The organism is Micromonospora sp. MGP-C2, assembly GCF_057766525.1.
Genome location: NZ_JBYMEN010000002.1, coordinates 6961339 through 6973730, shown reverse-complemented (window position 1 = coordinate 6973730; position 12392 = coordinate 6961339). Strand labels below are relative to the sequence as shown.

Here is a 12392-nt window from a genome sequence, read left to right as displayed (position 1 = left end):
GCGTCACCCCCTCGTCTCGGCCAGGACAGCCGTCGCAGAGTCGCCGACCGGCTCCGCTGCCACGTCGATGCGGTACCGGCGCGCAATCTCCGCGCATCGCTCGGCCACCTGCGCCTCGGTCGCGGCCCGGATCAGCACGATGCCGGCGTAGACCGAGGAGTCCACCGGACCGGCGAGGTGGTCGCCGACCTTCGTGCTGATCTCGACGTACTCCACGCCAGGCGCGGAGCGCAGGTCGGCGGCGGCACTGATCGCGGTGACGGTGCCCACCGGCCGGGGCAGCATGTACTGGATCATGTAGTCGGATCGGGACGGGACGTCCAACTCGACCGGGTCGCCGATGGACGTGGCGATGAGGGCGTCGGTGGTGTCCACTCCGTACTGGTGTTCAAGCTGGAGAGGGATGCCGCCGCCAGCGGTCCGGCAGGCGATCTCACCGACCAGGTAGCCGCGCGAGGACTTGAGAACCTCCAGGTGGGTGACGCCGTCGGGGAGCCCCAGTGCGGTGACCACCCGATCGTGCAGGTCGCAGATCAGGCGGGCGTCGGCGTGGTCGTCCGGGAGCGTGTACGAGGCGATCACGCCGCCGAGGCTGTCGAGGACCGGGGCGAGGTAACGGGAGGCGGCGGCGAACACGGCCTTGCCGTCGACGACGACCCCGTCGCAGTGGAACTCGGTGTCGATGTCGACGAACTCCTCGGCCAGCATCGGGCTGTCCAGGTCGCTCAGACGGGCCAGGGTCTCCCCGGCCATGATCGACTTGGCGTGCTCGGTGTCGCGGACGACGAACACGTTCTCCGAGCCGCCGCCGAAGGCGGATTTGAGCACGTACGGCCAGCCCAGCTCGTCACCGACGGCGACGAGCTGACCGAGCGTGTTCACCCGACGGAACCTCGCCACCGGCAGCCCGGCCGCGGCGACCTTCTGCTTCATCACGAACTTGTTGGAGAACGCGTTCGCCACGTCGAAGCTCGGCCCGGGGATGCCGAAGTAGGAACGGATGAAGCCTCCGGCAGGGACGCTCCACTCCGACGGGGCGACCACGTAGTCGAAGGGATTACGCTCCCGGATCCGCAGGGCGGCCGCGCGTACCAGATCCAGGTTCTCGATGGTGTCGACAACCTCCAGGTCGGTGCCCGCGTCGTACCAGTCGAGGTAGCCGGGCATGGAGATGACCGACAGCAGGATGTCGTCCCGTTCCTGGAGTGCGCAGCCGACGGCCTTGCGACCCGAGTTGATCAGCAGCACGTTCTTCATGTCACAGCCTCTTCCTCACGGTCCGACAAGGGCCGTGGCGTCAGCGCAGGCCGGCGCTGTATGCGGAGGTGTCACCGGCGATGGTGACGCTGGCCTGGCCGTCGATGCCGACCGGGGTCTGGCCGATGGTCGTCAGTCGCTCGCCACGACGGCGCTCCCGGCCGTAGTCGTAGATCGCGTAGTGCATCGTCGCCTGGTTGTCCCAGATGACGAGGTCGCCGACGCGCCACTGCCAGCGGACGGTCTGCTCGGGCTGGGTCACGTACTCCTGCAGCAGCCGGATGAGGTCGCGGCCGGCGGCCGGGGTCATCCCCACGACGCTGCGGGCGAAGCCGCCGAGCAGCAGCGCACGCTCGCCGGTCTCCGGGTGCACCCGGACAGCCGGGTGCTCAGCGACGTAGGCGGTGGACACGTAGTCGTCGCGGTGGTCCACGGTGTCGTCGGTGAAGTCGGAGTCGTTGCTGTGCAGGATGCGCAGCTCGTCGGCGAGTGCGCGCAGCGGAGCGGGCAGCGACTGGTACGCGGTGACGCAGTTCGCCCACATCGTGTCCCCGCCCACCGGCGGAATGATCTTGGCGTGCAGGAGGCAGAACGCGGGTGGGCGCTCGATGAAGGTCAGGTCGGTGTGCCAGTGGTTTGCCTTCGTGCCGTGGGCGGAGTCCATCTCGCGCAACGCGGGACGGCGCTCCGGTGCGGCGTAGATGGGGTGGCTGAGCGTCAGCTCGCCCAGCCGCTCGGCAAACGCCTGCTGGCTGTCGTAGTCGAGGCTCTGGTCGCGGAGGAACACCACCTTGTGCGCCAGCAGGGCGGCACGGACGGCGGCGACGGCGGCGTCGCTGAGCGGTCCGCTGGTGTCGACACCACCGATCTCGGCGCCGATGTTGCCCGCGAGCCGGGTCACGGTGACGGACGATGGGGCCACGAGGGTCTGCGCCACGGTACTGCCTCTCTCTCGGATGAGTGTGGGCATGGATTGCGCCTGGCTCGCCTGGCACGCACAAGGCCTGGCCATTGTTGCCAATCCTGCGAAGCGGGAGCACCCCTCATCGCGCCATCATCGTGACCGCATTGCCAAGATTTGGCAAGACGTGGCAACATGACTGTCGACGGATAGCCGCGCCGGACGATTTCCCCAACGGAGTCCGCCGCACCGCCAAGGCCCTGCCCGACACAGCGAGAGCCGCACCCGGCCGCGACGGCGATGGGAAGATCATGAGAAAGTTCTGGTTGTACACCGGAGCGACGGCCATCTCCATGGCCGGAAACACGTTCCTGTACCTGGCCGTGCCCTGGGCGCTGCTCGAATCCACCGGCTCCAGCCTGCTCGCCGTCACGAGCATGGCCGCCCAGACCGCGCCCTTCCTGCTTGCCCCGCTCCTCGGCGCGTTCATCGACCGGCACGACCGGCGCACCCTGTTCATCGCCGGCGAGATCGTCCAATGTGCCGCCGTGGCGATGATCCCCTTGCTGCTCGTGTTCGAACAGGTCGCCCTGGTCTTCGTCATGCTCGCCGTCATGGGCCTGGCCAAGGTGGTCTCCGACGTGGCGGGCGACTACGGCCTGATCCCCGCCCTCGTCCCCCGCGAACGGCTCGACCAGGCAGCCAGTTGGTTCAACTCCGCGCAGCTCGTCGCCCGGTTCGCCGGCCCTGCCCTGGCCGGTCTGACCATCGCCGCCGCCGGTGTCACGTGGGCCCTCATCATCGACGCTGGCAGCTTCCTCGTCACCGCCGTCGCCGCCCTGTTCCTACCCAAGGTGCGCACCGTCATCGAACGCCACGGCCCCACCATGCGAGAGCAGATCCGCGAAGGGATCGCCTACTTCCGGGCCCGACCAGACCTGCGCCGGCTCACCGCAGCCGTCGCGCTCTACAACCTCGGTGCCGGCGCCGTCGAACCCACCATCCTCACGATCGGCACCAACCAGTGGAACTGGTCCCCTGGTGCGCTCGGTATCGCCGTCTCCTTCGGTGCCGTCGCCGCTGCCATCGGCTCCTGGGTCAGCCCTCTGGCACCGAACGGGCCGCACCGTCGCCACCTGCGCATCGGCGTGTGGCTCGGCGTCGCAGCCCTCGGCTCCGTCGGCCTGCTGCTCGTCGCGCCCATCCTCGTCGTCATCGCGTTCTGCCTGCTCTGCTTCGGCGAAGGCGGTGTCAACGCCACGACCATGGCCTACCGCCAAGCCGAGATTCCCGCCGAACTGTCCGGCCGGGTCAACGCCGTCATCCGTACCTTCATCACCGGCACCGTGCCGCTGTCGTCACTGCTGCTCGGCCTCACCGTCGGCCTCACCGGCTCCGTGTTCGTCTTTCTGCCCGCCGCCGTCACCGCCGTACTGGCCGTCGTCATCTGGACCAGGTCACCCACCCGCACCAGCCGGTCCACCGACCCCAGACCCGTCCGGACGGAAACCCCCGCCATGGCCCACGCCGTGCCTCAGGAAACGGTGGGGTGACCATGCCCAACGTGCTGCTCGTCAACTCCAACTGCCGCACCGGAGCCCGGCTCCTGCAGGACCGCCCCGACGTCCGGCTCTCCGTCATCACCATCGACAAGTACCGGCACTTCTACGACCCGGGCACCGACGTCGAACTCGTCGACTCCGTGGCCGACCTCACCGGCGTACGACTCGCCGCGCTGCGAATCCGCGAGAGGCACCCCTTCGACTGGGTTGTCGCACCCTCCGAGTGGAGCGTCCAGGCCGGCGGCTACCTGCGCTCCTACCTGGGCCTGCCCGGCCCGGGGTACGAGGTCGCCAACGCGTTCTCCAACAAGTTCGTGATGAAGCAGAAACTCGCAGCGGCCGGCCTGCCCGTCACCGCGTTCCGGCGGATGGAATCCCTCGACGACACGGTCGAGGCCGCCCGGCACCTCGGCTGGCCCGTCGTCGTCAAACGCGCGTGCGGCGGCGGCGCCGGTTACGTCGTCGTCATCCGCGACCCCGACCACCTGCACGACGTCTTCGCCGACGACAGCCGCGCCGCCATGCGCACCGCACCGTTCCCCCTGCTGGCCGAACAGATGGTCGACATCGAAGCCGAATACCACTGCGACGGCGTGGTCATCGACGGTCACGTGCGGTTCGCGCCCGTGTCCCGCTACTTCGCGCCCGTCCTCGACAGTGTCGGCGGCGTCATCGGCTCGTACACCCTGCCCGACCACGACCCCGAAACCCACCTCATCGCCGACCTGCACACCCAGGTCGTCGACGCCCTCGGGCTCCGCGACGGCGTCACCCATCTCGAAGTCTTCAAGAGCCCGGACGGCTACCTCATCGGTGAGATTGCCTGCCGCCCCGGCGGCGGCGGCATCACCGCACAGATCCGCCACCAGTACGGCATCGACCTGTGGGACACCTTCCTCGACCTCGCCACCGGCGCCGGCGTCGACATCGCCCCCGCACCGCGCGACGACCACATGATCCAGTACATGCTGCCCCGCCCCGCCGGCACCGTCACCGCCATCACCAGCCGAGAGGAACTCCTACGCCTCGACTGCGTCGTCGACGCCACCATCACCACTCGCGTCGGCGACAACGTCAGCGGCCCGCTCGACTCGTCCGTCTATGCTGGCGTCGTCATCATGCGGGCCGCCACCCGCGGCGACATCACCCGCAACGTCGCCGCTATCGACGCCGCCTTCCAGATCGCCGTCGCCGACGGCCGCACCACCGTCCCCAGCGGAGGCAAGGCCTAGGTGTGTGTACGGCCCTGCCGAGAACCCGGCGCTGCCCGCCGTTTCGTAGGAAGGGTGGTGCTGCCGACGAAAGCGCTGAACCCACCGCTCGTGTTGGCCAGCGCCGTCTCTCCAGGTCGCGTACACCTCGCGTGCACGAGCGGATGCAGAGTAGGACGCGATCGGTGGCACCCGGGGTTGAGTGGGAACCGTACGTCGAGACCGGCCTCGCCGGTATCAACGTTGCGGGTACGCGGTTGGTACCGTGATGCAAGACGTGCGTCACCGTATCTCACGAGAGGGCAGCCCATGGCCCGGAGCGCATCCGCGAACGCACCGTCCCCCGGGCTACCCGAGGCAGGTCATGACGGGCACGGCGGCCAACCGCTGCTGCCCGCGTCCGGCCCGGAGTCGCTGCTGGAACGCGCGTTCACCGAGGCGCTGGAACGCGCGGACGACAGCGACGAGGTCACCGCACGGCTTCTCGACGCCGCCTACGAGCAGTTCTGCCGCATGGGCATCCGGCGGTCCACCATGGAGGACGTGGCCCGCCGGGCCGGCGTCTCCCGGATCACGGCGTACCGCCGGTTCGCCACCAAGGACAGGCTGGTCGAGCAGGTGGTCCGGCGGGAGTTCCGTCGCTACTTCGACCAGTTCCTCCTCGACATCCAGCAGGCGGCGACCGTCGGCGACCGGGTGGTGCTGGGCTTCGTCAGCGCGTTGCAGGCTTTCCGCCGCAACCCGCTGATCGGGGGGCTGATGACCGCCGAACCGGACGCGGTCATCCCCTCGATGACCAGCGACGGCGGGCGTACGCTGGCCACGGTGCAACGGTTCGTCGCCGGCCAACTCCGCCGCGAGCAACACGCCGGCACCATCTCCGAGACGGTGGACGTCGAGGTGGTGGCCGAGTTGATGACGCGCCTGTCCTGCTCCTTCCTCGTCACTCCCAGCGCCGTCGTCGACCTCGATGACGCCGAACAGCTGCGTGCCGTGGCCCGGCGGTTCCTCGTGCCCATGTTGGAGTGCGACTCACAAGCCGAGTGACCGGCCGATCACCTCCTTCATGATCTCGGTGGTGCCGCCGTAGATCGTCTGGACACGGGCGTCCAGGTACGCCTTGGCCACCGGATACTCGCGCATGTAGCCGTAGCCGCCGTGCAACTGGAGGCAGCGGTCGACGGTGCGGTGTTGCAGCTCGGTGCACCACCATTTCGCCATCGCCGCCGTCTCCGCCGTGAGGGCGGGTTCGACCAGGCATTGGTCGACGAAGACCCGGCCGAGGCGCAGTTCGGTGGCGAGTTCGGCCAGCACGAACCGGTTGTGCTGGAAGCTGCCGATGGGACGGCCGAATGCCTCGCGCTGCTTGCAGTACGCGAGGGTCTGCTCGAACACCGTCTCGGCACCGGCGAGCGCCGCGACGGCGATCGACAGCCGCTCGAAGGGCAGGTTGCGCATCAGGTAGGCGAAGCCCTGCCCCTCGACGCCGAGGAGATTGGCCGCAGGCACCCGGACGTCGGCGAAGAACAGTTCGGCGGTGTCCTGCGCCTTCTGCCCGATCTTGTCGAGGTTGCGGCCGCGCTCGAAGCCGTCCATGCCCCGCTCGACCACCAACAGGCTGATCCCCCGGTGCCTCGCTCCCGGATCGGTGCGGGCCACGACGATGACCAGGTCGGCCAGGATGCCGTTGCTGATGAAGGTCTTCTGCCCGTTGAGGACGTAGGTGTCGCCGTCGCGGACCGCGGTGGTCGTGATGCCCTGTAGGTCGCTGCCGGCGCCAGGTTCGGACATGGCGATCGCGGTGATGATATCGCCGGAGCAGAAGCCCGGCAGCCACCGCTGCTTCTGCTCGTCGTTGGTCAGGTCGGTGAGGTACGGCCCGATGATGTCGTTGTGCAGGCCGAACGCCGGGCCGCTCGCGCCCGCACGGGCCAGTTCCTCGGTGAGGACGGCGCTGAAGCGCCGGTCCGTCACCCCTCCGCCGCCGTACCGCTCGTCGACGGAGAAGCCCAGCAGGCCGGCGGCGCCGGCGGCCCGCCACAGGCCGCGGTCGACGATGCCGTCGGCTTCCCAGCGGTCGTGGTGCGGCGCGATCTCCTTGTCGATGAAGGCGCGCACCAGTTCGGTGAACGCGAGGTGGTCGTCGGAGAAGATGGTGCGGTTCGCCATGTACGTCAGCTCCTTGCTCCACAGGTCCCTACCGGGCCATGTCCTTCACTGAGGCGATGAGGCGCCGCGGATCGGAGCCCAGCGGCGTGACGTTGAGGATCGTGACGCCGGCGTCGCGATAGGCCTGGACGCGGTCCCGCACGTAGCTCTGCGGCCCGATCAGGCTGGTGCGTTCCAGCAGTTCCGCCGGCACGGCGGCGGCAGCCTCCGCTTTGCGACCAGCCAGATAGAGCTCCTGGATGCGGCTCGCCTCGGCGGCGTAGCCGTAGCGGCACAGCAGGTCGTGGTAGAAGTTGCGACCCTTGGCGCCCATGCCACCGACGTACAGGGCGATCAGTGGCCGGGCGAGGTCGCGCAGGCCGGTCACGTCCGGTCCGATGGCCAGTGGGCCGCCGGCCACGACCTCGAGCGGTCCGAGATCGTCGGGCCGCTTGGCCTGGCCGGCTGTCAACGCGGCGCCCCAGACGTCGGCCGCGCGCTCGGGGTCGTACAGGAAGGGCAGCCACCCGTCGGCGAGCTCGGCGGTCATCTGCACGTTCTTGTCACCCAGGCTGGCCACGTAGATCGGGATGTGGTCGCGGACCGGGTGGGTGAGGATCTTCAGCGGTTTGCCGAGGCCGGTGCCCTCCCCGGCGGGCAACGGCAGCCGGTAGATGCCGTCCTGGATCAGCGTCTCGCGTCGCCACACCTGCCGACAGATCCGGATCACCTCGCGGGTCCGTCCGAGCGGTCGGTCGTAGGCGACGCCGTGCCATCCCTCGATCACCTGCGGTCCGGACGCGCCGAGGCCGAGGATGGCGCGGCCCCCCGAGATCGCGTCCAGGCCGGCCGCGGTCTGTGCCAGCAGCGCCGGGGTTCGGGAGTAGATGGGCAGGATGGCGGAGCCGATCTGCAACCGGGTCGTCTTCGCGGCGAGGTAGCCCATGATGGTCGGGGCGTCGAAGCCGTAGGCCTCCGATACCCAGACCACGTCGAGGCCGTCATGCTCCCAGTCGGCCACGGCGTCCGCACCGCTCCTGGGGTCCGTGGCATAGGCCAACGGTGTCGCGATCCGCATCAGCGAACTCCTTGTGTCTGGCTGACGGCGCCGTTGTCCAGCCACCGCTGTCGGTGTGCGCCGAGACCCCACTCGGTGAGCACGGCCTCGGTGTCCGCGCCCGGCACCGGCGGGCTGCCGCCGATCGCCCCCGGTGTCCGCGACAGGCGGGGCGCCACCGCGGGCTGCCGGACGTCGGAGTGCTCCTCGAACGTCGCGCGGGCCACCAGGTGCGGATGGCGTTGCGCCTCGGCGAGCGACAGCACCGGCGCCACGCAGGCGTCGGTGCCATCAAACAGCTTCGTCCACTCGTCGCGGGTGCCCTCGGCGAAGACCTTCGCGAAGCGTTCGCGCAGCACCGGCCATCCGGCGACGTCGTGCTGGGCCGGCAGGTCCACGTCGGCCAGCCCGAGCAGCCGCAGGAGTTCGGCGTAGAACTGGGGTTCCAGTGCGCCGACCGCCATGTAACCGCCATCAGAGGTCGCGTAGACGTCGTAGAACGGCGCCCCGCCGTCGAGCAGGTTGCGGCCACGCTCGGGCTGCCACGCGCCGGCAGCGAGGAGGCCGGTGAACATCGTGGTGAGGTGGGCCGTGCCGTCGACGATGGCGGCGTCGACGACCTGCCCGCGCCCGGTGGTCCGGGCCACGTGCAGCGCCGCCAGGCAGCCGACGACGAGGTAGAGCGCGCCACCACCGAAGTCACCGACGAGGTTGAGCGGAATCTGCGGCGGCTCGCCGGCGCGGCCGATCGGATGGAGTGCGCCGGCGACGGCGATGTAGTCGATGTCGTGGCCGGCGGCGCGGGCCAGCGGCCCCTGCTGTCCCCATCCGGTCATTCGTCCGTAGACGAGGCCCGGGTTGCGCTCCAACGCAACCTGCGGTCCGATGCCCAGCCGTTCGGCCACCCCGGGACGCCAGCCCTCGATCATGATCGCGGCATGGTCGGCCAGTCCGAGGACCACCTCGGCCCCGTCGGGATGCTTCAGGTCCACGACGACCGACCGCTTGCCCCGGTTGAGCAGGTCCCGTCCCGGGGAGCCAGCCGACAGCGCGCCCGGCTCCGGTCGGTCGACCCGGACGACGTCGGCGCCCAGGTCGGCCAGCAGCATCGCCGCGAACGGGCCCGGGCCGATCCCGGCGAGTTCCACGACGCGGATGCCGTCCAGCGGGCCGTTCATGCGCCGGACCGCGCCGCGAAGCGGGGAGCACGCCCCTGGACCTGGCTGGCGAGGGCCTCACCGAACTCGGCCCCGGCGAGGGACGCGGCCATGAGCCGGTTGGCGTCGGCGGCGGCCTCGGCGGCCCCGGTCTCCAGGCCCGACCACACCTGCCGGCGGATGACCGCCATGGACGCCGGTGAGCAGTGCGCGGCGAGATCGGCGGCATAGGCTTGTGCCTCGGCCAGCACCTCGTCGCGTGGGAGCACCCGTTGCACCAGTCCGATCCGGAACGCCTCTGCGGCGTCGATCTTGCGCCCGGACACCAGCAGATCGAGCGTGTTGCCGACACCGACCAGCCGGGGCAGCAGCCAGGCGCTGCCGTACTCGGCGATGAGGCCGAGCCGGCTGAACGCGGCGGCCAGGCGTGCCTGCGACGACAGGAACCGCACGTCGGCATAGAGCGCGTGGACCAGGCCGAGGCCGGCGGCGCCGCCGTTGACCGCCGCGACGATCGGCGTTCCGAGCGTCAAAGGCAGATGGGGTGCGAAGCCGAAATCGTCCACCAGCCGGTCGCGGTGACGCTCGTCGAGCAGCGCGTGCAGCGCCTCCGGGTCGGCGCCCACACAGAACCAGTCGCCGGCACCGGTCACCACGATCGCCCGCACCTGCGGATCCGCGTCGGCGGCCTGCAACGCCGCGTAGTAGTCGCGGAACATGTCCAGCGTCATCGCGTTCCGCTGGTCGGGCCGGTCGAACCAGATCGTGCGGACCCCGGCGTGGGTCGCGGCCCGCAGACCGCGACCGGCCGGTTCGGCCTCCCGCAGGAACGACCTCATCGACGCATCTCTTGTGACATTTGACATTTGATACTCTTATCGGTGTGGCGGAGCGGAGCAAGGTCCAGGACGTTTCTCATCCTCAGCTGTCAGAGACGGTGGCGAGCCTGCTGCGCGACCGGATCATGTCGGGGCAGCTGCGCCCCGGTGAGCGGATCCGGCTCGAGGAGGTCGCGCAGGAGACCGGGCTGAGCATCACGCCGGTGCGCGAGGCCCTGCTGATGCTGCGCGCGGAGGACATGGTCGAGCTGCAGCCGCGGCGGGGCCACGTGGTCGCGCCGCTGTCCAGGCAGGACATCATCGACGTGTTCAGCCTGCAGGGTCACATCGCCGGCGAGCTCGCCGCCCGGGTCGCCGTCAGCATCACGCCGGCCCAACTCGACGACCTGCGGCAGCAGCACGAGCGGCTGCGCCGGGCCGCCCAGGCCAGGCAGGTCAGCCGGGTCGAGCAGCTCGAGTTCGAGTTCCACCGCAGCATCAACCGGCTGACCGACGCGCGCAAGTTGTCCTGGCTGCTGCGGACGGCAACGCGCTACACGCCATCGCGGTTCTACGCGGCCGACCCGGAGTGGCGGGCGAGCATGATCGCCGATCACGAGGCCCTGCTCAACGCGCTCGATGCCCACGACCCGGTCACCGTCCGGCCCGTCATGGCCCGCCACTTCACCGACGGCGCAGAGCGGTTGGTGAAGCATCTCGATGGTCTGGGGATGTGGAGCGGGTGAGTCACCGGCGACCATGACGCCACTTGAACATCGCCAACGAGGTCCGCATGGCGGAAGCGGTCGGCTGCAACGTCATCACGTCGATCGCCGGCCGGAACCGCTGCCAGGTGACCGACCGCGGGCGGCTGAACTCACGCAGGCCGTCCGCGCCGTGGACCCGCCCGAAGCCCGAGTCGCCGACGCCGCCGAAGGGCAGTGACGGCACACCGGCGTACCCGAGCACCGAGTTGACCGACACCGCGCCCGCGCGCAGCCGCGCGGCGAGCGCCAGTCCGCGGCGGCGATGGCGCGTGAAGATCGAGCCGGAGAGCCCGTAGCTGGTCGCGTTCGTCCGGCGTAGCGCCTCGTCGGCGTCGGCCACCGGGTTGACCACCAGCACCGGACCGAAGGTCTCGTCGGTGACCGCCGTGCTGTCCTCGGGGACGTCGGCCAGCAGGACCGGCTCGACGAACGGAGGCCGCACCGAACTCGTGTCACCGACGACCGCCCGGCCACCCCGGTCGATCGCGTCGGTGATGTGGCTCAGCACGATGCCCGGCTGGGCCGGCGTGCTCATCGGCCCGTACGCCGCATCCGGTTCGGCACCCGGCCGGACCTGCCGCACCAGATCGGCCAGCTTGGCCAGGAACGGCTCGTACACGGCCTGCTCGACGTAGACGCGCTCGACTCCGGCGCACGTCTGCCCGGCGTTGCCCAGGCCACCGAACACGGCCGCCTGGGCGGCCGCGTCGAGGTCGGCGTCGGCCGTGACGATGAGCGCGTCCTTGCCGCCGCCCTCGATAACGACGGGGATCAGGTTCTCGGCGCAGGCGGCCATGACCGCCCGTGCCGTCGCGGCCGACCCGGTGAACGCGATCTTGTCGACCCCTGCCCGGCACAGCGCGGCCCCGGTCGTGCCGTCACCCGTGACGGCCTGCAGGACCGGTCGGTCGGGATGCAGCTCGCTCCAACGCTGGGCCAGCCACAGGCCGACGCCGGGGGTGTACTCGCTGGGCTTGAAGACCACCGCGTTGCCGGCGGCCAGCGCGTGCGATATCGCCCCCATCGGCGTGTAGACCGGATAGTTCCACGGCCCGATCACGCCGACGACGCCGTACGGCACGTACTCCACGGAGCTGGCCTGATTGAACGCGAGCAGGCCGGAGGACACCGACCGTCGTTTCAGCACATGCCGGGCGTGCCGGGCGGCCCAGTCCAGGTGCTCGACGGCGAGCATCACCTCCAGCTGGGCCCCGGCGAGGGACTTGCCGGTCTCGCTGCGGATGAGCTCGGCCAGCTCGCCGATGCGGCTCGCGACGAGTGCCTTGTAGGCGAGCAGATGACGCCGACGTTGACGTGCGTCCAGGCCGGACCACCAGCCGGCCGCCTCGCGGGCCTGTTGCACGGCGGCACTCACCGCGGCCTCGTCTGCTAGGTCGTAATCGGTGCGGGACTCGCCGGTGATCGGGTCGACGACGTGCAACCGGCGAGGGTGCTCAACGAGGGACGTCATCGGCAGCCTCCTGACATTTGATATTCGATAGTCTAGCCTTGCT

Annotated in this window: 11 protein-coding genes; 4 read left to right on the top strand and 7 right to left on the bottom strand. The window is 70.1% G+C overall.

Annotated elements, in window-relative coordinates:
- Positions 1-3: 3 nt before the first annotated feature.
- Together AC3CF1_RS31970 and AC3CF1_RS31965 are read right to left on the bottom strand one after the other, a co-directional pair.
- On the bottom strand, positions 4-1257 hold the full coding sequence (locus tag AC3CF1_RS31970; protein WP_488451935.1) for an ATP-grasp domain-containing protein: 1254 nt from the start codon (positions 1255-1257) through the stop codon (positions 4-6).
- A gap of 40 nt (positions 1258-1297) precedes the next feature.
- Positions 1298-2158, bottom strand: a complete 861-nt coding sequence (locus AC3CF1_RS31965; RefSeq protein ID WP_488451934.1) for a TauD/TfdA dioxygenase family protein — start codon at positions 2156-2158, stop codon at positions 1298-1300.
- A gap of 110 nt (positions 2159-2268) precedes the next feature.
- On the opposite strand from AC3CF1_RS31965, the gene AC3CF1_RS31960 reads away from it, so the two are divergent.
- From AC3CF1_RS31960 to AC3CF1_RS31950, 3 genes are all read left to right on the top strand, one after another.
- On the top strand, positions 2269-3711 hold the full coding sequence (locus AC3CF1_RS31960; RefSeq protein ID WP_488451933.1) for an MFS transporter: 1443 nt from the start codon (positions 2269-2271) through the stop codon (positions 3709-3711).
- Between the two features lie 2 nt (positions 3712-3713).
- Positions 3714-4952 carry an ATP-grasp domain-containing protein gene (locus AC3CF1_RS31955; RefSeq protein ID WP_247672262.1) on the top strand — a complete coding sequence of 413 codons (1239 nt, stop codon included), beginning with the start codon at positions 3714-3716 and terminating at the stop codon, positions 4950-4952.
- 288 nt (positions 4953-5240) lie between these two features.
- Positions 5241-5978 (top strand): TetR/AcrR family transcriptional regulator, encoded by a 738-nt coding sequence (locus AC3CF1_RS31950; protein ID WP_488451932.1) that lies wholly within the window; start codon positions 5241-5243, stop codon positions 5976-5978.
- Here AC3CF1_RS31950 and AC3CF1_RS31945 read toward each other — a convergent pair.
- The 4 genes from AC3CF1_RS31945 to AC3CF1_RS31930 are packed head-to-tail and all read right to left on the bottom strand — an operon-like array spanning position 5964 to position 10132.
- Positions 5964-7100: an acyl-CoA dehydrogenase family protein gene (locus tag AC3CF1_RS31945; protein ID WP_330467972.1), complete on the bottom strand. Its 1137-nt coding sequence runs from the start codon at positions 7098-7100 to the stop codon at positions 5964-5966. The two genes, AC3CF1_RS31950 and AC3CF1_RS31945, sit on opposite strands and share 15 nt — an antisense overlap.
- A gap of 28 nt (positions 7101-7128) precedes the next feature.
- Positions 7129-8157, bottom strand: a complete 1029-nt coding sequence (locus AC3CF1_RS31940; protein WP_330467973.1) for an LLM class F420-dependent oxidoreductase — start codon at positions 8155-8157, stop codon at positions 7129-7131.
- Positions 8157-9314 carry a CaiB/BaiF CoA transferase family protein gene (locus AC3CF1_RS31935; RefSeq protein WP_393395256.1) on the bottom strand — a complete coding sequence of 386 codons (1158 nt, stop codon included), beginning with the start codon at positions 9312-9314 and terminating at the stop codon, positions 8157-8159. Before AC3CF1_RS31935 ends, AC3CF1_RS31940 begins: the two co-directional genes overlap by 1 nt.
- Complete coding sequence (locus AC3CF1_RS31930; protein WP_488451931.1) at positions 9311-10132, bottom strand: enoyl-CoA hydratase-related protein; 822 nt, start codon at positions 10130-10132, stop codon at positions 9311-9313. The genes AC3CF1_RS31935 and AC3CF1_RS31930 overlap by 4 nt, the downstream gene beginning before the upstream one ends.
- A 44-nt stretch (positions 10133-10176) precedes the next feature.
- Between AC3CF1_RS31930 and AC3CF1_RS31925 the strand changes: the two genes are divergently transcribed.
- Positions 10177-10857 carry a GntR family transcriptional regulator gene (locus AC3CF1_RS31925; protein WP_088947603.1) on the top strand — a complete coding sequence of 227 codons (681 nt, stop codon included), beginning with the start codon at positions 10177-10179 and terminating at the stop codon, positions 10855-10857.
- Between the two features lies 1 nt (position 10858).
- On the opposite strand, the gene AC3CF1_RS31920 is transcribed toward AC3CF1_RS31925, so the two are convergent.
- Positions 10859-12349 carry an aldehyde dehydrogenase family protein gene (locus AC3CF1_RS31920; protein ID WP_488451930.1) on the bottom strand — a complete coding sequence of 497 codons (1491 nt, stop codon included), beginning with the start codon at positions 12347-12349 and terminating at the stop codon, positions 10859-10861.
- Positions 12350-12392: the final 43 nt, after the last annotated feature.